Consider the following 22118-nt stretch of genomic DNA (forward strand, 5'->3'; position numbering starts at 1 on the left):
GAATAGGGAAATCGATGGCCCAACCCTACTCGCCATTCGCTACTCCCTATTCGCTCCTGTTAAGGGAGAAATCCAATGGACACCCAAATGCTGATCGGCTCGAAATTCGAGAAGGGCACCGAGGCCGAGGAGCCGATCCTCAATCCGAAGACCGGGGCGACCATCTTCAACCTGCCGGAGGCGAGTCCGGCGCAGATCGAGGCTGCCGTCAGGGCCGCCGAACAGGCGTTCGTCAGTTGGTCGCGCACCACGCCGGCGCGGCGCTCGGGCTACATGCTCAAGATCGCCGACCGCATCGAAGCCGAAGCGAAGGAGTTCGCCGCGCTCGAGGCGCTGAACTGCGGCAAGCCGATCAATGCCGTGCTCAAGGACGAGCTTCCGGCGATCGTCGACTGCTACCGGTTCTTCGCCGGCGCGGTGCGCTCGATGCCGGGCCAGGTTGCCGGCGAGTATATTCCAGGCCACACCTCGATGGTGCGGCGCGACCCGATCGGCATCGTCGCTTCCATCGCGCCCTGGAATTATCCACTGATGATGATGGCCTGGAAGCTGGCCCCGGCGATCGGCGGCGGCAACACGGTGGTCTTCAAGCCGTCGGAGCAGACGCCGCTGACGGCTTTGAAGCTGGCGAAGATCCTCGCCGAGGTGCTGCCCGAGGGCGTCGTCAATGTCGTGCTCGGCCGCGGCGACAGCGTCGGCAACACGCTGATCAACCACCCTAAGGTCAACATGATCTCGATCACCGGCGACGTCGCCACCGGCAAGAAGGTGCTGCAGGCAGCCGCCAAGTCGGTCAAGCGCACGCATCTGGAGCTCGGCGGCAAGGCGCCTGTCATCGTCTTCGACGACGCCGACCTCGGCGCCGTAGTCAACGGCCTGCGCGCCTTCGGCTATTACAATGCCGGCCAGGACTGCACCGCCGCCTGCCGCATCTATGCCGGCAAGAAGATCTATGACAAGCTCGTCGCCGACCTCTCCTCGGCTGTCTCGACCATCAGGTACAATCAGCCGGACGATACGGACAATGAGATCGGACCGTTGATCTCGCGTCGCCAGCGCGACCGTGTGTCGAGCTTCGTCGAGCGCGCTTCGGAACTGAAGCACATCGAGATCACCACCGGCGGCAAGCCGGGCGAAGGCTCCGGCTTCTATTACCAGCCGACGGTCGTCGCCGGTGCGCTGCAGGAGGACGAGATCGTGCGCCGCGAGGTGTTCGGTCCGGTCGTTTCGGTCACCCGCTTCGCGGATGTCGACGAGGCGGTGAGCTGGGCGAACGACAGCGACTACGGCCTGGCCTCGTCGGTGTGGACCAAGGATGTCTCGCGCGCCATGGCGACCGCCGCCCGCCTGCAATATGGCTGCACCTGGATCAACACGCATTTCATGCTGACCAACGAGATGCCGCATGGCGGATTGAAGCAGTCCGGCTACGGCAAGGACATGTCGCTCTACGCACTGGAGGATTACACCGCCGTGCGGCATGTGATGGTGGCGCATGGGTAGGCTCCCTTTACCTCTCCCCTTGTGGGAGAGGTCGGATTGCCCCGATTTGCTCTTCGCAAATCGGATGGCAATCCGGGTGAGGGGTAGCTTGGCGCCAAGCTGGAGCACCCCTCATCCGTCTCGGCGCGGCGCGCCGAGCCACCTTCTCCCACAAGGGGAGAAGGCCGGGCGGCGCTCAGGCCACTACTCCACGATCCGGAAGATCGTCCATTTGCTGGTGCCCGACACCACATAGGGCTCCAGCTCCTTGCCCCATTTGGCATGCGCATCGATCTTGGCGATCTTGGCGAAGAACTCCTCCAACTGGGCCAGGCTTTCGACCTGGTGGTGCGCCTCGATCGTCGCTTCGCGCGCGCCCACGGAACCGGTCATGAGTTGGAACTTCATGTCGGCGAGCCCGACCTGCGACCCGATCTCACGCTCCCATTTGCGCATCAGCTCGAGCGCGGTCTGCTTGTGACCGAACTTGGCGTCGATCTGCCATCTGGCGCTGAACATTTTGGTTCTCCTCCCTGATTTGCGGTTGAGCCCGCGGTTGATCTATTCGTCCCAAGCCTGCACGACGGTCTGGCGTGCGATACGGCCGTTCTTCAATTCCAGCATCGCCGCGCAGAACACCTTCGTGCCGTCCGGATAGGCGCAGGCCTGGGTGAAGGCGAGGCTGTCGCCCTCGGCGATCGTGGTGTCGACCTTGTGGGTCATCGCCCGGCTGCAGATATCGTCCCAGAAGGTGCTGATCGCCGCCCGGCCGCGGATCTCGCGCGGCTTGCTCGGCGGATTGTTGCGGTCGATCACCCGCACCAGCGCGTCGTCATTGTAGAAGCTCGACAGGAGCTTGCCGTCACGGCCTTCGATCGCCTTCTTGATCGCCGCGCCGTCCACTGTCTGTGTCTTGGTCAGCATGTCATCCTCCATGTGCCCGTCTTCTCGATCGGGCTGTTGACGAGGGAAGGACTGCCCGGCGATCATCGTCGGGCAGGGATTTCGTTCACTGCGACTTGGCCTTGACGGCCGCGAACACGTCGTCTGTCTGTTTCTTGAAGGTCGCCAGGTCGACCTGGCTGCCGTTGAGCATCGTCGACCAGTGGCGCACGATCGCCGCCATGGCCACCGCCTCCTTGATTTCCTCGTCGCTCGCGCCGTTGAGCTTGGCGGCCTCGGTGTGGAAATAGATGCAGTACTGGCAGGGAATCTGCGCGGCGACCGCAAGGCCCAGCAGCTCCTTGGTCTTGCCGTCGAGCGCGGTCTTGGGGTTGAGCTGCACGCCCTTGATCTCGGCCCAGGCGCCGGCGACCGCGACGTCCGGCAAGGTCTTGAACATGTCGGGCACCGAGCCGAGGGTGGCCTGGATGTCCTTGTAGGCGGCGCTGGCCGAAGCGTCTTCGGCATGCGCCGGAGTGATGGCCAGCAATGCGCCCGCGGCGAATGCCAGCAATCCGATCTTGCGATTGAGTTTCAGCATTTCATCCTCCATTTCGCAGCGCCCTTTCGGCGACATCGCCCGGCCTGCATGGGGTGAATTGGTATCGCTTGTGGCAGCCCCGGCGCTTCCCCCGAAAGCGCCATGGCTCTCATGGCCCGTCCGGGCCAGTGTGCCTCGCCGAAAATGCCGCCGCCGCCGCCCGCGACGGCAGATCGAGCTTCAATAGAATGTTGGCGACGTGCCGCTTGACCGTGTGCTCGCTGAGGCTGAGCTCGGCGGCGATCGCCGCATTGCTCTTGCCATCGGCGATCAGGTTCACCACCTCGCTCTCGCGCGCCGTCAGCGCGGGCGGCTCGGCCGGCCTGGCCCTGGGCCGGCAGGCGGGCTCCAGATGCTGCTCCGACGTCGCCAGAACCGCCGGCATGGGCTCATCCAGCTCGTCGAGGCTGACGCGGCCGGCATCGACGAAATGCAGGCCGGAGCCTGTTGCGAGATCGGCGACCAGCCGTGAGGCGAGGATGTCGCCGCGCCCGGCATGCGTGGCGAGCTGCATCGTCACTCGCGCGGTCAGCCCGACCGGCTGGCCGCGCATTTCGATCTCGCCGACATGCACGCCTTGCGCGCTCGCCACGCCGATCTGCTGCGCCGCCTCGCGCAATGCCGCGGCGCAGCGCACGGCGCGCGCCGGCCCATCGAAGCGCGACATCATCAATTCGCTATGCGTGCCGGCCGTGCGGCCGCCATGGCGGCCGACAAGAAGCCGCCAGGTTTCCTGGAAGCGCTGGCTGCGCTCGCTCCACATGCGATCGCCGAGCCTGGCCGTGTCGTAGATGCGCGTCACCAGCAGCGCCGCCAGCACGCGCTCGGTATCGGCCACCGCGGGCTCACCGGTGAGGCATTCCTCGATCAGGTCGGCAACGCGATCGACATCGCCGGTCCAGATCGGATGATCGCGCCCGGCTATCTCGACCAGCCGGGCATGCGGGATCTTCTTCGCCAGGAAACGGCTGGCGTCAGGATCGACACGGACGTCGTTGCGGCGATGGATGATCAGCGTCGGCGCGCTGATCATCGCCAGGATGCCGCGCACATCGATGTCGGCGTTCATGCGGGCAAGGGCTGCCACGGCGGTCGGGCTCGCCGACAGCCGCTCGAACCGGGCCCACCACTGGGCGAAATGCGCATCGTCGACCCGGCCAGGCGCGAAATTGGGCAAGGTGGCGCCGGTGCCCCACGACGTCTCCGCCGTCTCGATGAAGGCCTCCAGCCGCTCCGGCGGCATCACCCATTTGTGGAAATGCGCATAGCCGCCATAAAGCACCAGCGCGCGCGTCCGCTCCGGATAGGTGGCGGCGAACAGCATCGCCATAGGCGCGCCTTCCGAGGCGCCGAGGATCGCCGCCCGACCGCTGCCGGCCGCGTCCATCACCGCGCGCACGTCGTCCATGCGGGCCTCTAAGCTCGGCAGATGACGGGCATCGACACGGTCGGAGAGCCCGGTGCCGCGCTTGTCGAACAGGATGAGCCGCGAGAAAGCCGAAAGCCGTTTCAACAGGCGGCTGTAGCCTTCGTCTTCCCAGTGCAGGTCGAGATTGGAGATGAAGCCCGGCACGAACACAAGATCGAACGCGCCTTGGCCGACCACCTGATAGGCGATCCGCACGTCCCCGCTGCGGGCATATCGCGTCTCGATCGGCCTCACGAGTTCTTCCGCCCGGCCCGACGATTTTCCGATCGTCAAACATAGCAGAGCCGCGCGGATAGCGGCAGCTTAAATTTTAGGAGAAAGAAATATAAGACCGCCCGGTCACTACGCTATTTTTGCGAAGCGGCGACATCTGCCGGGAAGGCCGTAAGACCAAGCTTCATGTCGGCCTCCGCGGGGCTGATCGGCCGCTTGATCTTGGCCGAGGCGGCGACCACGAGCTCGTCGAAATTCTCGGTGCCGGCGTCGAGCATCTCGAAGAACTGGCGCCGCATCCGCGGCTCCCAGAACTTGTTGATGTGCTCGGCAACGCCGGCAATGCCTTCCTCGCGCGGTTTCGAATGGAAGAAGGTGGCGATCTGGTTGGCCATGCGCACCAGCTTCTCCCTGGTGCTGGTGATGTGGTCTTCGTCATGCGACATGCTTGGCAACTCCGGAAGCCACCCGTTCAGGGTGGGTAAAAACATCGAAATCGTCGCCGCGAACCAGCGCCACCAGCGTCATGCCGGCAGCCTCGGCCGTGCGGATGGCGAGCGCGGTCGGCGCCGAAACCGCCATGATGATCGCGGCGCCGATGGCGGCCGTCTTCTGCACCATCTCCACCGAGACGCGCGACGTCACCACGACGGCGCCGCTCGCACCGTCGATGCCGGCCCTGGCCAGCGCGCCGGCCAGCTTGTCCAGCGCGTTGTGACGGCCGACATCCTCGCGCGCCATGACGATGCCCTTGCCTGGAACGTAGAAGCCGGCGGCATGCACTGCGCCGGTCTCTTTGTGCAGCGGCTGCTGCTTCGACAGCAGGCGGACGGCGCTTGTTATATCGTCAGATTGAAGCGTAAGTCGCGATGCACCAACGGCGTCGACCGAGCGCATCGCCTCCTCGATGGATTCGATGCCGCACAGCCCGCAGCCGACCGGCCCGGCCAGCCTGCGCCGCCGCGCCTGGAAGCGCGTGTTGGCCTTGTCCTTGAGCCGTATCTGGATGTCGATGCCGGCGCCGAGATCCTCGACCTCGATCGCCTCGATCTCTGCCGGGCCGGCAATGATGCCTTCGGTCAGCGAGAAGCCGAGCGCGAAATCCTCGAAATCGGCGGGGCTCGCCATCATCACCGCATGCGTCGTGCCGGCATAGGAGAACGCCACCGGCGTCTCTTCCGGCACCATGCGATTCGCGGCCGCGGTGCCGCCGGCGCGATGCGCGAGGCGAGAGATCTGGGAAATGGCGGGACGTTCTTTCGTCACGAGGCGCGCCTCCCTGCACTGCCCACCCTTCGCAGCAACTCGCGCCTTTCCTCTCCCCCGTCGATCGGGGGAGAGGTGTCGAGCGAAGCTCGATGGAGTGAGGGTCGATCAGCCGTCAAGATTGAAGCTCTTGCCTCGACACACCTACTCCGCCGCCTGCAGCGGGGCGATGCGCCGGCTCTGCTTGGCCTGCTCGTTATAGTCCTTCTGCCAATCGGTCGGACCGTTGGACGGCGCCACCTGCACGGCGGTGACCTTGTATTCCGGACAGTTGGTCGCCCAGTCCGAGAAGTCGGTCGTGATGACGTTGGCCTGCGTGTCCGGGTGGTGGAAGGTCGTGTAGACGACACCGGGCGAGACGCGGTCGGTGATCAGCGCGCGCAGCGTGGTTTCGCCGGAGCGACTCGCCAGCCGCACCCAGTCGCCGTCGCGGAGGCCGCGGACCTCGGCGTCGTGCGGATGGATCTCCAGCCGGTCCTCGGCATGCCACGCGACGTTTTCGGTGCGCCTTGTCTGCGCGCCGACATTGTATTGCGACAGGATACGGCCGGTGGTGAGCAGCAGCGGATAGCGCGGACCGGTCCGCTCGTCCGTCGCCACATATTCGGTGCGGATGAACTTGCCCTTGCCGCGCACGAAGCCGTCGACATGCATGATCGGCGTGCCGAGCGGCGCCTTCTCGTTACATGGCCACTGCACCGAGCCGACGCGGTCGAGCAGCTCGAACGAGACGCCGGCGAAGCTCGGCGTCGTCTGGGCGATCTCGTCCATGATCTGCGAGGGATGGGTATAGTTCCAGTCGAGCCCGATGGCGCGGGCAAGCTCCTGCGTCGCTTCCCAGTCGGCATAGCGCGCCTTCGGCTCAATGACCTTGCGCACCATGTTGATGCGGCGCTCGGCATTGGTGAAGGTGCCGTCCTTCTCGAGGAAGGTCGAACCCGGCAGGAAGACATGCGCGTAGTTCGCCGTCTCGTTGAGGAAGAGGTCGTGCACGACCACGCATTCCATCGCGGCGAGGCCGCCGGCGACATGCTTGGTGTCGGGATCGGACTGCAGGATGTCCTCGCCCTGGATGTAGATGCCCTTGAACGAGCCGTCGACGGCGGCGTCCAGCATGTTGGGGATGCGCAGGCCCGGCTCGTCGTCCAGCTTCACGCCCCACAGGCTCTCATAGATATCGCGCACCGCTTCGCCCGAGATGTGGCGGTAGCCCGGCAATTCATGCGGGAACGAGCCCATGTCGCAGGAGCCCTGCACGTTGTTCTGGCCGCGTAGCGGGTTCACGCCGACGCCCGGACGGCCGATATTGCCCGTGGCCATGGCGAGGTTGGCGATGGCGATCACCGTAGTGGAGCCCTGGCTGTGCTCCGTCACGCCGAGGCCGTAATAGATCGCGCCATTGCCGCCCTTGGCGTACATGCGCGCGGCACCCCGGATCAGCTCCGGATCGACGCCCGAGAGCTTGCCGACGGTTTCGGGGCTGTTTTCCGGCAGGGCGACGAAGGATGCCCAGTCCTGGAACTCGGCCCAGTCGCAGCGCTCGCGGATGAACGCCTCGTCGAACAGGCCTTCGGTGACGATGACATGCGCCAGCGCCGTCAGCACCGCCACATTGGTGCCGGGCTTCAAGGGCAGGTGGTAGTCGGCTTCGATATGCGCCGACTTGACCATTTCGGTGCGGCGCGGATCAAGCACGATCAGCTTGGCGCCCTGGCGCAGCCGCTTCTTCAGCCGCGAGGCGAACACCGGGTGGGCGGAAGCCGGATTGGCGCCGATGATGACGGCGACGTCGGTGAATTCGACCGAATCGAAATCCTGCGTGCCTGCCGAGGTGCCGTAGGTCTGGCCGAGCCCGTAGCCGGTCGGCGAGTGGCAGACGCGCGCGCAGGTGTCGACGTTGTTGTTGCGGAAGCCCTGCCGCACCAGCTTCTGGACGAGATAGGTCTCCTCATTCGTGCAGCGCGAGGACGTGATGCCGCCGATTGCCGTGCGTCCATACTGATACTGGATGCGGCGGAATTCCTTCGCCGTATGGGCGATCGCCTCTTCCCAGGTCACTTCGCGCCACGGATCGGTGATCTTCTCGCGGACCATCGGCGACAGGATGCGGTCCTTGTGCGTGGCATAGCCATAGGCGAAACGGCCCTTGACGCAGCTATGGCCGTGGTTCGCCTTGCCGTCCTTGTAGGGCATCATGCGGATGACCTCGTCATCCTTGACCTCGGCCTTGAACGAGCAGCCGACGCCGCAATAGGCGCAGGTGGTGACGGCCGAGCGCTCCGGCATGCCCTTCTCGAGCACGGTCTTCTCGCGCAGCGCGTCGGTCGGGCAGGCCTGCACGCAGGCGCCGCAGGACACGCATTCGGAAGCGATGAAGTCCTCATGCATGCCGGCGACCATGCGCGATTCGAAGCCGCGGCCCTCGATGGTCAGCGCGAAGGTGCCCTGCACCTCCTCGCAGGCGCGCACGCAGCGCGAGCAGACGATGCACTGTGCCGGATCATAGGTGAAATAGGGATTGGATTCGTCGCGGGCGATGTAGTCGACCGCCAGCGAGCCGTGGCCGGGCGCGACGCCGCCTTCTTCCTTGACGTGGTTGCGGCCCTCGACACCATAGCGGTTCTCGGTGAGGCCGACCGACTTCGCCACCGCGTCGAACTCGCTGGCGCCGGTTCCGGCCTTTTCGTTCCAGCCCATCGGATGGTCGGAGACATAGAGTTCCATGACGCCGCGGCGGATGGCGTCGAGCCGGTCGGACTGCGTGCGCACCACCATGCCTTCGCCGACTGGCGTGGTGCAGGAGGCCGGCGTGCCGCCGCGTCCTTCGATCTCGACCAGGCAGACGCGGCAGGAGCCGAAGGAGTCCAGCATATCGGTAGCGCAGAGCTTCGGGATCTCGACGCCGCCTTCCATGGCCGCGCGCATGATCGAGGTGCCTTCCGGCACGGTGATGCTTTGCCCGTCGACTGTCAGGGTCACCTGCTTCGTCGCTTTCGACTCCGGCGTGCCGTAGTCGATCTCTTCGATGAGTGTCGGGAAGTCGGCCTTGATGTTCATCTGCCAGCTCCTATTCAGCAGCCACACGCGCCGGCGCGGGCTTGAAATCCTCGGGGAAATGCGTGATCGAGCTCATCACCGGGTAGGGCGTGAAGCCGCCCAGCGCGCAAAGCGATCCGAACTTCATCGTGTTGCAGAGGTCGGTGACAAGCGCGAGGTTCTTCTCCGCCTCGATGCCGGCGGCGACCTTGTCCAGAACCTCCACGCCGCGCGTCGAGCCGATGCGGCAGGGCGTGCACTTGCCGCAGCTTTCGATGGCGCAGAACTCCATGGCGAAGCGCGCCTGCTTCAGCATGTCGGCGGTGTCGTCGAACACGGTGATGCCGGCATGGCCGATCAGCCCGTCGCGCTTGGCGAATTCCTCGTAGTCGAACGGCGTGTCGAACAAAGCTCGCGGGAAATAGGCGCCGAGCGGACCGCCGACCTGCACCGCCTTCACCGGACGCCCCGAAGCCGTGCCGCCGCCGATGTCGTCGACGATCTCGCCCAGCGTCAGGCCGAAAGCCGTCTCGAACAGGCCGCCATGCTTGACGTTGCCGGCGATCTGGATCGGGATCGTGCCGCGCGAGCGGCCCATGCCGAAATCCTTGTAGTAGGCAGCGCCCCTGTCCATGATGATCGGCACGGAAGCCAGCGAGATGACGTTGTTGATCACCGTCGGCTTGCCGAACAAGCCTTGGATCGCGGGCAGCGGCGGCTTGGCGCGCACCACGCCGCGCTTGCCTTCGAGACTGTTCAAGAGCGAGGTTTCTTCGCCGCAGACATAGGCGCCGGCGCCGACGCGGATTTCCATGTCGAAGGCGTTGGGCGAGCCCAGCACGTTGACGCCCAGCACGCCCGCCTTGCGGGCGATAGCGACGGCCTTGTTCATCGTCGCCACCGCATGCGGATATTCCGAGCGGATATAGACGAAGCCCTTGGTCGCGCCGGTGGCGATGCCGGCGATCGCCATGCCCTCGATCAGCACGAAGGGATCGCCTTCCATGATCATGCGGTCGGCGAAAGTGGCGCTGTCGCCTTCGTCGGCGTTGCAGACGATGTATTTCTGCTCGCCCGCCGTATCCAGCACCGTCTTCCACTTGATGCCGGTCGGGAAGCCGGCGCCGCCGCGACCGCGCAGGCCGGATTCGGTCACCTGTTTCACGATGTCCGCGGGCGCCATCGCCACTGCATTCTGCAGGCCATTCAGGCCGCCATGCGATTTGTAGCTGTCGAGTGACAGCGGATCGATGATGCCGCAGCGCGCGAAGGTCAGCCGCGTCTGCTTGGCGAAGAAGGGGATCTTGTCGGGGGAGCCCAACCAGCGCTTATGATGGCCGCCCTTGAGGAAGCCGCTGTCGAACAGGCTCTTGACGTCGGACGGCTTGACCGGCCCATAGGCGACGCGGCCCTCAGCCGTGGCCACCTCGACCATCGGCTCCAGGAAATAGGCGCCGCGCGAGCCGTTGCGCACGATCTTGGCTTCGACGCCGCGCTCCTTGAGCTCCTTCTCGATCGCTTTGGCGACCTTTTCGGCACCGAGCGCCAGCGCGCCGGAATCTGCCGGGACATAGATGCGCGGGATCATGAACGTACCTCCGCGACGATCTCTTCGATCTTCTCGTCATCGAGCCGGCCGATGACTTCGCCGTCGAGCATCGCCGACGGCGAGCAGGCGCAAAGCCCGAGGCAATAGACCGGCTCCAGTGTAACCGATCCGTCGCGCGTGGTCTCGTGGAAATCGATGCCCAGCAACTGCTTGATCTTGGCCGCGACGGCGTCCGAGCCCATCGATTGGCAGGCTTCCGCCTGGCAGAGCTTCAGCACGTGCCGTCCGGCGGGCTTGGCGCGGAAATCGTGATAGAAGCTGACCACGCCGTGCACCTCGGCCCGCGACAGGTTCAGCCCATCGGCGATCACCGGCAGCGCGTCTTTCGGAACATGGCCGAACTCTTCCTGTATGCTGTGCAGGATCGGCAGCAACGGGCCTTCGAGGCCCTTCATCTCGTCAATGATCGCCGCCGTGCGCGACGCGATCTCGGTACTTGCGGCCTGCATGCTCACGCAGCGCCCTCCCTGGTCGTGGCGGCCAATGTATGTCACCCCGGAATATAGAGCGGTTTCGGGGCAACGACATGCATAGGGCGCAATATCGCTAAGTCCTTACGAAATCAGAGGAAACCTCCGAAATCAATAAAGCGCTTTCGTCGTTTGATAGAAATTTTCTATCAAGATCCGGCGGCTCGCATTGTCTAACCTAGCGGTGGGCGCGGAAATCGTCCGCCAGCGCCATCGCCTCTCCCAGAAGCGCCTGCACCAGCGGCGTGTGCGGCTCGCGCGGCGCCGCCACCAGCCCGACCGTGTGGCTGGCGTCCGGCTCGACGATCGGGATGGCCCGGATGGGCTCGGAAAAGCCGAACGTTTCCGCAAGGTTGAGCGGCATGATCGATGACCATTTGCCTGTGCGGATATGCGAGAACAGCACGATCATCGAATTCGATTCCAGCGTCGGCCGCACCTGCACGCCGGCTTCCGCCAGATGCTGGTCGATGATGCGCCGGTTCTGCATATCCGGCGTCAGCAGACAGAGCGGCAGCTGGCTGATCTCGGCCCACGACACTTTGTCGCGGTCGGAATAGGGGTTCCCGACCGCCGTGATCAGCTGATAGCGCTCGTCATAGAGCGGCACGCTGGTCACGCGCCCGAGCGGCTCGTTGTCGAGATAGGTGATGCCGGCATCGACGTCGAAATTGCCGAGCAGCGACAGCACTTCGATGGATGTGCGCGACAGCACCGAGAAGGTGACGCCCGGATGCTTTTCGCGGAATGGCGTCGTCAGCCGCGCCACCATGGCGAGCGCCGTCGGGATCGCGGCGATGCGGATGCGCCCGGATAGGCCGTGGCGCGCCGCCCGCATCTCCTCGCGCATCGTGCGGGAGTCGCCGACGATGCGGCGCGCCCAGCCCAGCACCTGCGTGCCCTCCGGCGTCAGGCCCTGGAAGCGCGAGCCGCGCAGCACCAGCATGACGCCGAGCTGTTCCTCGAGCTGCTTGATGCCGGCCGATAAGGTCGGTTGGGTGACACCGCACACTTCTGCGGCCCGGCCGAAATGCTCCTCCTTGGCGAGAGCGATGAAGAATTCCAGTTTGTCGATCATGCCGTCCGATCCGCCGCGGTTTGCCCAAGGTCGGGGAAATCGCCCTGCTTCGCAAGACGCATGCGCAATCGGCCTCGTCCACATTTTTGAGCCGGCTATCTGTTTTCCCGCGCCGCGCGTGGCGTTATGTGGGATAGGTGGAAGCAGGGAGGGACGACATGCTGGGTTGGTTTCGCAAGCTGTTGCCGCGCGAGGATCGCTTCTTCGACCTGTTCGAGCGGCATTCGCGCACCGTGGTCGGCGGCGCCGAAGCCCTTGAGCAGCTTCTCCAGGGCAAGGACATCGACCGCTGGTGCCAAAAAATCATCGATCTCGAAAACGAGGCTGACGGCATCACCGCCGAGGTCCTGCTTGCCGTCAGGCGCTCCTTCATCACGCCCTTCGACCGCGGCGACATCAAGGATCTGATCCAGTCGATGGATGACGCCATCGACATGATGCACAAGACCGTCAAGACGGTGAAACTGTTCGAAGTGAGGGAATTCGATCCGCTGATGCGGGAAATGGGCGGCGTCATCGTCCAGGCGGCCCGGTTGGTCGCCGAGGCGATCCCGCTGCTCGGCAAGGTCGGCGCCAACGCAGCGCGCCTCAACGCCATCGCCGAGGAGGTCATGCGCGTCGAGGGCCGCGCCGACGATCTGCACGAGCATGGCCTGAAGGATCTGTTCAAGCGTCACGGCCGCAGCGACGCCATGGCCTATCTGATCGGTTCGGAGATTTATGGCCAGCTGGAGAAGGTGGTCGACCGTTTCGAGGATGTCGCCAACGAGATCAGCGGCATCGTCATCGAGAACGTTTAGGCGATGGACGCCACGATCGCCTTTCCCCTGCTGGTCGGCCTCGTTGCCGTGGCGCTGTTCTTCGATTTCCTCAACGGCCTGCACGATGCCGCCAACTCGATCGCGACCATCGTCTCCACCCGGGTGCTCAGGCCGCATTACGCGGTGCTGTGGGCGGCTTTCTTCAATTTTATCGCCTTCCTGTTCTTCGGCCTGCATGTCGCCGAGACGGTGGGAAAAGGCATCATCGACGCCAGCATCGTCACGCCGGCGGTGATTTTTGCCGCACTCGTCGGCGCCATCGTCTGGAATATCGTCACCTGGGTCGCCGGCATTCCGTCGAGCAGCTCGCACGCGCTGATCGGCGGGCTGGTCGGCGCCGGCGTCGCCAAGGCAGGCCTGGGCGCCATCGTCTGGTCGGGGCTCGGCAAGACGGTCGCGGCCATCGTGCTCTCGCCTGCGACGGGATTCGTGCTGGCGCTCGTCCTGGTGCTCATCGTCTCATGGCTGTTCGTGCGCCAGACGCCATTCGCGGTCGACAACAGCTTTCGCGTGCTGCAGTTCTTTTCCGCCTCGCTCTATTCGCTGGGACACGGCGGCAACGACGCGCAGAAGACCATGGGCATCATCGCCGTGCTGCTCTTTTCGCAGGGCGCGCTCGGCCCGACTTTCCATGTGCCGCTGTGGGTGGTGCTCACCTGCCAGTCGGCGCTGGCGCTGGGCACGCTGCTCGGCGGCTGGCGCATCGTCCACACCATGGGATCGAAGATCACGCGGCTGAACCCGATGCAGGGTTTTTGCGCCGAGACCGGCGGCGCCATTACGCTCTTCGCCGCCACCTGGCTCGGTGTCCCGGTTTCGACGACGCATACCATCACAGGCGCCATCATCGGCGTGGGTGCCGCGCGCCGCGTCTCCGCCGTGCGCTGGGGCATCGCAGGCAACATCGTCGTCGCCTGGGTGATCACCTTGCCGGCGACGGCGGCGATTTCGGCGTTGACCTATCTCGCCACAAGGCTGGCCGGATGACGGGTTCCGGCTCCGCCTGAGAGCGGCCGCTATTTGCCCACCAGGTTCAGGATGTTGCCGTCGGGATCCTTGAACCAGGCCACCTTCATGCCCGAGCCGACATGGATGTCGCCTTCGAGCGACAGGCCGGGCATATCATAGTGCTCGAAGGTGATGCCCTTCGACCGCAGCGATTTGACGATCGGCTCGATGCGGTCGCCTACCGCCCAGGTTGCGGCCGTCGCCTTGTTGGTGCCGGCGAATTGCGAGCGATAGACATTGAGGAGCGTGTCACCGGTTTTGTAGACGATCAGCTCGCCATCCATGTCATCCACTTGGCTGAGGCCCAGCGTGCCCTCGTAGAACGTCCTTGCCTTGGCGATGTCCTTCACCGCGAGATTGGCTGTCACATTGCTGTTTTCAAGCATGACCGTCTTCCTTCCCCGGTTGTCGTGATGGCGATGGAGATAGCGCGGGCGCACCGTTTGGCTATGACCGGGCCCGAACCTGCGCCGCGGCCGTGGCCAAATCCGACACCATCCGTCGCTTTCCGGGGCACGCCAGGCGAGCCGTTGCGCCACGGCTTGGTTCCGCCGGCAAACTGCACTATCTGGAACGCCAAACGCCGAGGAAAGATCATGACCGTTACCAAGGAATCCGTCATCGAGCGCCTGAAGACGGTGAACGGGCCGGACTTCACCGGCAACATCGTCGATCTCGGCATGGTCTCGGAGATTTTCATCGCCGATTCCAAGGTCTTCTTCTCGATCACCGTGCCCGCCGCCCGCGCCCAGGAGCTGGAGCCGTTGCGTGCCGCCGCCGAGCGCGCGGTGAAGGCTATCCCCGGCGTCGCCAGCGCGGTCGTCGCGCTGACGGCGGAGAAGAAGGGCGGCGGCATGGAAGCGCCGGTTCCGCCGCGCGCGTCTGCCCCGCAGCGGCCGACTCCGCAGCCGGCGCCGCAGCGCCCCGCGCCGCATGCGCCCGCCTCGCAGAGCCATGGCAGGCGCGGCGTGCCCGGCATCGACGCCATCATCGCCGTCGCCTCCGGCAAGGGCGGCGTCGGCAAGTCGACCACCGCCGTCAACCTGGCGCTCGGCCTTGCCGCCAACGGGCTGAAGGTCGGCGTGCTTGATGCCGATATCTACGGCCCGTCCATGCCCAGGCTGCTCAACATCCACGGCCGGCCGCAGACCGTCGACGGCAAGGTGCTGAAGCCGATGCAGAATTACGGCCTCAAGGTGATGTCGATGGGCTTCCTCGTCGATGAGGAGACGCCGATGATCTGGCGCGGCCCGATGGTGATGTCGGCGCTGACGCAAATGCTGCGCGAGGTCGAATGGGGTCCGCTCGACGTGCTGGTGGTCGACATGCCGCCCGGCACCGGCGATGCCCAACTCACCATGGCCCAGCAGGTGCCGCTCGCCGGCGCCGTCATCGTCTCGACGCCGCAGGATCTGGCGCTGATCGACGCCCGCAAGGGCCTCAACATGTTCAAGAAGGTCGACGTGCCGCTGCTCGGCATCGTCGAGAATATGAGCTACTTTCTCGCTCCCGACACCGGCAAGCGCTACGACATTTTCGGCCATGGCGGCGCGCGCCGCGAGGCCGAGCGCCTCGGCGTCACCTTCCTCGGCGAGGTGCCGCTTGAGATGGGCATCCGCGAAAGCTCGGATGCCGGCGCCCCGGTCGTCGCCTCCAAGCCGGAGGGCGCGGAAGCAAAGATCTACCGCGATATCGCCAGCAAGGTCTGGGAAAGGGTCCAGGAAGAGCGCGGCGCCGCCGAAGCCGCCGTGCCAAGCATCGTGTTCGAATAACGCCCTTTCCTTTGAGGGTCAGGCGCCGACCTTCTCGCCAAACGTCGAGAAGAACTGCCCTGCCAATTTCTTCGATGTCGATTGGATCAGCCGGCTGCCGAGTTGCGCGATCTTGCCGCCGACCTCGGCCTTGGCGGCGTATTTGAGCACTGTCGAGTCCGCCCCTTCGGCGGTCAGCGTCACGTCGGCGCCGCCCTTGGCGAAACCGGCAACGCCGCCCTTGCCTTCGCCCTGGATGGTGTAGGAATGCGGTGGCTTGAGGTTTTTCAGCGTGACTTCGCCGTTGAAGGTCGCCTTGATGGGGCCGATCTTGAGCACCACGGTCGCAGCCATGGCGGTGTCCGAATTCTTCTCAAGGCTCTGGCAGCCGGGAATCGCCACCTTCAGGATCTCCGGGTCGTTAAGGGCTTCCCACACTTTCCCGATGGGTGCGGCGATCCGCTCCTCGCCTTCGATCACCAAAGCCATCAAGACCTCCCGCATTGCTGATGCCGGTTGGTCGTAGCGCGCGGCCCGAAACAAGTCTATCGCACCAAAGTCCGGGTTCCGGCTGCGCCTGCCTCTTGCCTGCATGAACGCATTGTCCTATCGATTTGTCATACAAATACGGAGACCACCATGGCAGGCGCCCCCACCAAGAAGAAGAAATTTCGCTCGCAGGAGTGGTTCGACAATCCCGACAATCCGGGCATGACGGCGCTCTATCTCGAACGCTACCTCAATTACGGCCTGACTCGCGCCGAGCTGATGTCGGGCAAGCCGCTGATCGGCATCGCGCAGACCGGTTCCGACCTTTCGCCCTGCAACCGGCATCACCTCGAGCTTGCCAAGCGCGTGCGCGAGGGCATCGTCTCGATGGGCGGCATCCCCTTCGAATTCCCCTGCCATCCGATCCAGGAGACCGGCAAGCGCCCCACGGCCGCGCTCGACCGCAACCTTGCCTATCTCAGCCTGGTCGAAGTGCTCTACGGCTATCCGCTCGACGGCGTCGTGCTGACCATCGGCTGCGACAAGACGACGCCTGCCTTGCTGATGGCGGCGGCCACCGTCAACATCCCGGCGATCGCGCTTTCGGTCGGCCCGATGCTGAATGGCTGGCACAAGGGCAAGCGCACCGGTTCGGGCACCATCGTCTGGGAATCGCGCCAGCGGCTGTCTGCCGGCGAGATCGACTATGACGAGTTCATGGACATCGTCGCCTCCTCGGCGCCGTCGACCGGCTATTGCAACACCATGGGCACGGCTACCACGATGAATTCGCTGGCCGAGGCGCTCGGCATGCAACTGCCCGGCTCGGCCGCTATCCCTGCACCCTACCGCGAGCGCGGCCAGATTTCCTACGAGACAGGCAAGCGCATCGTCGAGATGGTGCATGAGGATCTGAAGCCGTCCGACATCATGACCCGCGAGGCGTTCGAGAACGCCATCGTCGTCAACTCGGCCATCGGCGGTTCGACCAACGCGCCGATCCACCTCAACGCCATCGCCCGCCATCTCGGCGTGCCGCTCGACAATGACGACTGGCAGAAGATCGGCCTCGACATCCCGCTGCTGGTCAACCTGCAGCCGACGGGCGAGTATCTCGGCGAAGACTATCACCATGCCGGCGGCGTGCCGGCAGTCGTCGCCGAACTGATGAAGGGCGGCCTGCTGCCGCATCCCGATGCCGTCACCGCCAACGGCAGGTCGATGGGCGACAATTGCCGGGATGCCGTCAACGAGAATCACGACGTCGTCCGCAGCGCCGACAAGCCGCTCAAGGCCAATGCCGGCTTCATCAACCTCAAGGGCAACCTGTTCGATTCCGCCATCATGAAGACCAGCGGCATCTCGCCCGAATTCCGTGAGCGCTACCTCTCCAACCCGAACGACCCGGAGGCCTTCGAGGGCAACGCCATGGTCTTCGACGGGCCGGAGGATTACCACGCCCGCATCGACGATCCGGCGCAGGGCATCGACGAGCACACGATCCTGTTCATGCGCGGCGCCGGTCCGGTCGGCTATCCGGGCGGCGCCGAGGTGGTCAACATGCAGCCGCCGGCCTACCTGATCAAGAAGGGCATCCACGCCCTTGCCTGCATCGGTGACGGCCGCCAGTCCGGCACGTCGGGCTCCCCGTCGATCCTCAATGCCTCGCCAGAAGCTGCGATCGGCGGCGGGCTGGCGCTACTCAAGAGCGGCGACCGCGTCCGCATCGACCTGAAAAAGGCCACGGCCAATATCCTCGTCAGCGACGAGGAGATCGCCAAGCGGCGCGCCGCGCTGCAGGCCAATGGCGGCTATCACTATCCCCAGCACCAGACGCCTTGGCAGGAGATCCAGCGCGGCATGGTCGACCAGTTCTCGGCCGGCATGGTGCTGAAACCGGCGGTGAAATACCAGGACGTCGCCCATACCAGCGGCGTGCCGCGCGACAATCACTAAGCCTATTTATTCGGCCGATCAAAGGGGCGGCTTGCCGACGGCGAGCCGCCCTTTTCTGTTGCCCTTGTTTCATCTCCAAGGAACCCACAGATAAGCTCGACCTCGGCAGCTCAGGAAGGGACAGATCATCGTGGCGAAACGGCGCTCTTCCCTCGGCTTTCTCGGCATGTTCGGCCGCTCCGGCGATCTGCGCCAGCTCGACGACGCGTTGCGTGCGGCCGACCTGCATCCGGCGCTGGTACCAGAGGGCGTGAAACTCACCATCGTCAACCTGATGAACGACCGCTGGCCCGATGAGCCGCCGGCGGACGCCTATGCATCCGTGGCGCAGCTCTGCGGCTATTGCGTCGCCGGACGCCATGTGTTCGAGCAGGCCAACGGCCGCGAGCCGACATTGCAGGTCGAGCGCCGCATCGAGGCGGCGCTGGAGGCCGGCGACAGTTTCGACGCGCAGATCGTGCTGATGACGCTGCACGCCAAGCTGATCAACGCCGAGGTAGTCGAGCGCTACGGACTGAGTGTGGAATGAACCGCTGGATAGTATGCGTTGATATTCAGGTCAGGCCGAGTCGAAAACGGTGTCTTCCGAGAACCGGCCTACGCCGGCCGTAGCCTTAACTTCCGCGCCGCCGCCCATGAGTGCTTCGGCCGGCGAAGGCCGGAAGCGCAGGAAGGCATCGTTTGCAGGCCGGCCTCACCTGAATATTAGCCGCCCATCTTGCTGCGCGGCAATTTGATCATCTCGCCGAAGCGGGCGCGCAATTTGTCGTCCAGCAGGCGCGAGACGTGGCGCGGGAAGCGCTCGGCAAGCACGCGCTTCTTCTCCGCGATTGCCCGCGACAGGATGTCGGGCCGGCCCTTCTCGTTCCATTCCTTGGGCGAGAAACGGTCGCCGACGGCGGGATAGAAATATTCCGTCTGCATCAGCTTCAGCGTCTGATCGTTGCCGAGATAATGGCCGGGGCCCTTGAGGCAGACATCGGTGATGGTGTCGATCGACAGCGCATCGTCGGTCACCTCGATGCCGCGCACGCAGCGCAGGCAATGTCCGAGCATGTCGTTGTCGATGATCAGGCTTTCGAGGCAGAAGCCGAGCAGCGAGGCATGCATGCCGGCCGATTCATAGACCAGGTTCAGGCCGGACAAGCCCGCCATGACATTGGTGATGCCCTTCTCGTAGCCGGCCTGGATGTCGGGCAGCTTCGAGTCCGACATGCCGGCGGCCGAGCCGCCGGGCAGGTCGTAATATTGCGCCATCTGCGCGCAGGCCGCGGTCAGCACTGCTTGCTCCGCCGAGCCGCCCGACATGGCGCCGGTCCTGAGGTCGGAAACGAACGGCCATGTGCCGAAGATCGCCGGGTGTCCAGGCTTGACGGCATTGACATAGACCAGGCCCATCAGCACTTCCGCCACCGCCTGCACGACGGCGCCGGCAATGGCGGCAGGTGCCGTGGCGCCGGCCTGGCCGGCCGACAGAAGCAGGATCGGAATGCCGCCTTCGACGCAGGCCTCCAGCACCCCGCAGGCGTCCTCGGCGAACTTCATCGGCGGCACGACGAAGCAGTTCGAGTTCGACACGAAGGGCCGCGCGCGGAAATTCTCCTCCCCGCCGGCGATCGCATAAAGCATTTCCAGCGCCGGCTTGACGTTCTCGCGCACGGTGAACGAGGTGCCGACATGCTTGGACGTCCCCATCACGCAGGCATAGAGCGTGTTGAAATCCATATCGAGCGGGTCGGGAATGTCGCGCGGCACCATGGTGCGCTGGAAGAAGTGGATGTTGTCCAGCCCATCGACGAGACGGGCGGCGTCGTAGAGATCCTGCAGCAGCGATTCGCGATATTCGCGCTTCTCGACATCGACCAGATGCACCGCCGCGCCCGCCGTGCCGTAATGCACGCGTTTGCCCTGGATCAGCATGTCGTGCTTCGGATCCTGGCCATGGAGGGTGAAGTTGCGCGCCGCCTTTTTGATCGTGTCCAGCACCAAGGCGCGCGGCAGCCGAACGCGGCCGTCATCGCCATGGGTGGCGCCGACCCGGGTCAGCGCCTCGATGCAGGACGGGATGGCATTGGCGAAGCCGACCGTTTCCAGGAGGGTCAGCACCGCTTCGTGGATGCGTTCGCGGTCGTTCTGGCTCAATGGGCCATAGCTGCCGCCTTCAAGCCCCGGCCGCACCGGACGGATGTCGTCGGCCAAGGGCGCTGCCCGCATCGCGCGGCGCGCTTCGCGCCCGCCGGAACGCCGCGAACGCTGGTCCGACGACGATTCCTGCTTCTCGAGAGCCACTGACATGGAAGCACTCCACCTTTTGTCTTTTTCTGCGCGGCGAACGCGGCGGTTGGTCCACCATCGGCTGCCTCGTCCCCTTCTGGCTCCGACTATGCCGCCGGCATTGGCACAGCCTATGGGCCAAGCAATCCCGTCGAATATGCCAGAGTGCTAAAGCGGCAAACATGCGCCCAAACAAAAAGAGCCGGCGCGGTGCCGGCTCTTTTTCAGGAGGTCCGTGGCGATCAGGCGGCGGCGGGCCTGCGCCCGGCGGCGGTGGCAAGTTCGCGGATGCCCGGCTCGATATGCTGCAGCGAGATCGAGGAGATGCCCAAGCGCATGAAACGAGAGGGCTTTTCGCTGCGATCGAAGAACCGGTCGCCGGGTTCGATGATGACGCTGCGCGAAGCGGCCGCTTCCGCAAGGCCGCGTGAATCAGTGCCGCGCGGCCCTTCCAGCCACAGCGATGTGCCGCCCGCCGAATCGGTCGAGCGCCACTCTGGCAGGAAGGCGGAAATCGCATGGACCAGACGCTTGCGCCGTTCGTCGAAGGCGGTGGAAAGCCTGCGCACCAGCGCCTCGTGATGGCCGAGCGACAGGAACAGCGCAACGGCGCGCTGGTTGTTCGCCGGCGGGTGCCTGAGCATGAAGCGGCGCAGTGCGCGAAGCTCGGCGATCAGCCCGGCCGAGGCCACGATGTAGCCAAGCCTGAGACCCGGAGCCAGCGTCTTCGACATCGAGCCGACATAGATCACGCGGCCGGAACGATCGAGGCTCTTCAGCGCCTGCTGCGGCGCCTCATCGAGCAACTGGCTGTCATAGCCGTCCTCGATGATGATCTGGTTGTTGCGGTTGGCGCGCGCCAGGAGATCCTGCCGCCGCTCGGCCGACAATGGCACCATGGTCGGGCAGTGGTGGCTGGGCGTGACGAAGACGAAGCCGGAATCGCTGGGGATCGCCGAGGTCACGATGCCCGACTGGTCGACCGGAACCGGCTGGATATCGGCGCCGGCCAGCCGGAAGATCGAGCGGGCGTCGGGATAGCCCGGGTCTTCCATGGCCACCTTCGAGCCCTTGGTCATTAGCAGCGATGCAAGCATGTAAAGCGCGTTCTGCGCGCCCAGCGTCACGATGATCTCGTCCGGATTGGCGAAGATACCGCGCCGCGGCAGAAGCCTGGCCTGGATTTGTTCGATCAGCAGCGGATCGTCGCGATCCACCATGTCGGACGCCCAGTTGCGGATCTCGAGCACCGCCAGCGCCATGCGGTTGCACTCGCGCCATTCGGCGGTCGGAAACAGCGCCGGATCGAACTGGCCGTAGACGAAGGGATAGGAGGACTTGATCCAGTTGTCGTGCTTGGCCGGCGGCGGCATGTCGCTCGCGGCGATCTGCCGGCGCGCCTTCCAGTCGATCTCGTTCTGCTGGTCAGGCGCTTTCTGGTGCGGCTTGGCGGGAGTGGCCAGCACGTCCGGATTAACGAAATGGCCGCGCCGTTCGCGCGCCACCAGGAAGCCCTGGTCGACCAGCTGCTGGAAGGCGAGCACCACTGTGCCGCGGGCAACCCCGAGTTTTTCCGCGAGAATTCGGCACGACGGCAACGGCATCGAGGCGGCGATCTGTCGGTCGAGAATGGCCGCGACGATCGCCTGGCGGATCTGCGCCTGGAGGGTTTGGCCGGATTCAGCCGAAATCCGGAACAGGCCGGACCATATGGCCGTGTCATTGCGCTGTGGCATGGGAAATCTTCCTCGGA

The 22118-nt window shown here is 65.0% G+C and carries 20 protein-coding genes; 6 read left to right on the top strand and 14 right to left on the bottom strand.

What is annotated here, in order from left to right; all coding sequences use genetic code 11:
• Positions 1–75 precede the first annotated feature (75 nt).
• Positions 76–1503, top strand: coding sequence for a gamma-aminobutyraldehyde dehydrogenase (locus LB538_RS09525; protein WP_224551436.1), 1428 nt, complete (start codon positions 76–78; stop codon positions 1501–1503).
• Positions 1504–1686: 183 nt separating this feature from the next.
• Here LB538_RS09525 and LB538_RS09530 read toward each other — a convergent pair whose 3' ends face one another.
• From LB538_RS09530 to LB538_RS09575, 10 genes are all read right to left on the bottom strand, one after another.
• Positions 1687–2001 carry a hypothetical protein gene (locus LB538_RS09530; RefSeq protein ID WP_095766062.1) on the bottom strand — a complete coding sequence of 105 codons (315 nt, stop codon included), beginning with the start codon at positions 1999–2001 and terminating at the stop codon, positions 1687–1689.
• Between the two features lie 42 nt (positions 2002–2043).
• The gene (locus LB538_RS09535) at positions 2044–2406 is read right to left on the bottom strand and encodes a nuclear transport factor 2 family protein (RefSeq protein ID WP_027166011.1); all 363 of its coding nucleotides are present in this window, start codon (positions 2404–2406) and stop codon (positions 2044–2046) included.
• An 85-nt stretch (positions 2407–2491) separates the two neighbouring features.
• Positions 2492–2965, bottom strand: coding sequence for a carboxymuconolactone decarboxylase family protein (locus LB538_RS09540; protein WP_224526914.1), 474 nt, complete (start codon positions 2963–2965; stop codon positions 2492–2494).
• 109 nt (positions 2966–3074) lie between these two features.
• Positions 3075–4628 carry an alpha/beta fold hydrolase gene (locus LB538_RS09545; RefSeq protein ID WP_224526911.1) on the bottom strand — a complete coding sequence of 518 codons (1554 nt, stop codon included), beginning with the start codon at positions 4626–4628 and terminating at the stop codon, positions 3075–3077.
• 113 nt (positions 4629–4741) lie between these two features.
• On the bottom strand, positions 4742–5053 hold the full coding sequence (locus tag LB538_RS09550; RefSeq protein ID WP_224526908.1) for a formate dehydrogenase subunit delta: 312 nt from the start codon (positions 5051–5053) through the stop codon (positions 4742–4744).
• Positions 5043–5873 (bottom strand): formate dehydrogenase accessory sulfurtransferase FdhD, encoded by an 831-nt coding sequence (gene fdhD / locus LB538_RS09555; protein ID WP_224526906.1) that lies wholly within the window; start codon positions 5871–5873, stop codon positions 5043–5045. Before fdhD ends, LB538_RS09550 begins: the two co-directional genes overlap by 11 nt.
• 144 nt (positions 5874–6017) lie before the next feature.
• Entirely contained in the window at positions 6018–8930 is a 2913-nt protein-coding gene (gene fdhF / locus LB538_RS09560; protein WP_224526901.1) for a formate dehydrogenase subunit alpha, read from the bottom strand.
• 10 nt (positions 8931–8940) lie between these two features.
• Entirely contained in the window at positions 8941–10497 is a 1557-nt protein-coding gene (locus tag LB538_RS09565; RefSeq protein ID WP_224526898.1) for a formate dehydrogenase beta subunit, read from the bottom strand.
• Positions 10494–10973 carry a formate dehydrogenase subunit gamma gene (locus tag LB538_RS09570; protein ID WP_095766057.1) on the bottom strand — a complete coding sequence of 160 codons (480 nt, stop codon included), beginning with the start codon at positions 10971–10973 and terminating at the stop codon, positions 10494–10496. Before LB538_RS09570 ends, LB538_RS09565 begins: the two co-directional genes overlap by 4 nt.
• Positions 10974–11166: 193 nt before the next feature.
• On the bottom strand, positions 11167–12066 hold the full coding sequence (locus LB538_RS09575) for a LysR family transcriptional regulator (RefSeq protein ID WP_095766056.1): 900 nt from the start codon (positions 12064–12066) through the stop codon (positions 11167–11169).
• 158 nt (positions 12067–12224) lie between these two features.
• Between LB538_RS09575 and LB538_RS09580 the strand changes: the two genes are divergently transcribed.
• Complete coding sequence (locus LB538_RS09580) at positions 12225–12866, top strand: DUF47 domain-containing protein (protein WP_095766211.1); 642 nt, start codon at positions 12225–12227, stop codon at positions 12864–12866.
• A 3-nt stretch (positions 12867–12869) separates the two neighbouring features.
• Positions 12870–13874 carry an inorganic phosphate transporter gene (locus tag LB538_RS09585; RefSeq protein WP_224526895.1) on the top strand — a complete coding sequence of 335 codons (1005 nt, stop codon included), beginning with the start codon at positions 12870–12872 and terminating at the stop codon, positions 13872–13874.
• A 29-nt stretch (positions 13875–13903) separates the two neighbouring features.
• On the opposite strand, the gene LB538_RS09590 is transcribed toward LB538_RS09585, so the two are convergent.
• Positions 13904–14281 carry a VOC family protein gene (locus LB538_RS09590; RefSeq protein ID WP_224526892.1) on the bottom strand — a complete coding sequence of 126 codons (378 nt, stop codon included), beginning with the start codon at positions 14279–14281 and terminating at the stop codon, positions 13904–13906.
• A gap of 207 nt (positions 14282–14488) precedes the next feature.
• On the opposite strand from LB538_RS09590, the gene LB538_RS09595 reads away from it, so the two are divergent.
• The gene (locus LB538_RS09595) at positions 14489–15667 is read left to right on the top strand and encodes an Mrp/NBP35 family ATP-binding protein (protein ID WP_224527111.1); all 1179 of its coding nucleotides are present in this window, start codon (positions 14489–14491) and stop codon (positions 15665–15667) included.
• An 18-nt stretch (positions 15668–15685) separates the two neighbouring features.
• On the opposite strand, the gene LB538_RS09600 is transcribed toward LB538_RS09595, so the two are convergent.
• Positions 15686–16135: an SRPBCC family protein gene (locus tag LB538_RS09600; protein ID WP_224526890.1), complete on the bottom strand. Its 450-nt coding sequence runs from the start codon at positions 16133–16135 to the stop codon at positions 15686–15688.
• Between the two features lie 150 nt (positions 16136–16285).
• Between LB538_RS09600 and LB538_RS09605 the strand changes: the two genes are divergently transcribed.
• On the top strand, positions 16286–18091 hold the full coding sequence (locus tag LB538_RS09605; RefSeq protein WP_224526886.1) for an IlvD/Edd family dehydratase: 1806 nt from the start codon (positions 16286–16288) through the stop codon (positions 18089–18091).
• Positions 18092–18221: 130 nt separating this feature from the next.
• Entirely contained in the window at positions 18222–18620 is a 399-nt protein-coding gene (locus LB538_RS09610; protein WP_224526882.1) for a hypothetical protein, read from the top strand.
• Positions 18621–18796: 176 nt separating this feature from the next.
• Here LB538_RS09610 and LB538_RS09615 read toward each other — a convergent pair whose 3' ends face one another.
• Both LB538_RS09615 and LB538_RS09620 read right to left on the bottom strand, forming a co-directional pair.
• Positions 18797–20386: a trimethylamine methyltransferase family protein gene (locus tag LB538_RS09615; protein WP_224526879.1), complete on the bottom strand. Its 1590-nt coding sequence runs from the start codon at positions 20384–20386 to the stop codon at positions 18797–18799.
• A gap of 221 nt (positions 20387–20607) precedes the next feature.
• Positions 20608–22101 carry a PLP-dependent aminotransferase family protein gene (locus tag LB538_RS09620; protein WP_095766049.1) on the bottom strand — a complete coding sequence of 498 codons (1494 nt, stop codon included), beginning with the start codon at positions 22099–22101 and terminating at the stop codon, positions 20608–20610.
• Positions 22102–22118: the final 17 nt, after the last annotated feature.

Origin of the sequence: Mesorhizobium sp. Ca11 (assembly GCF_020165275.1) — a bacterium.
Taxonomy (GTDB): domain Bacteria; phylum Pseudomonadota; class Alphaproteobacteria; order Rhizobiales; family Rhizobiaceae; genus Mesorhizobium.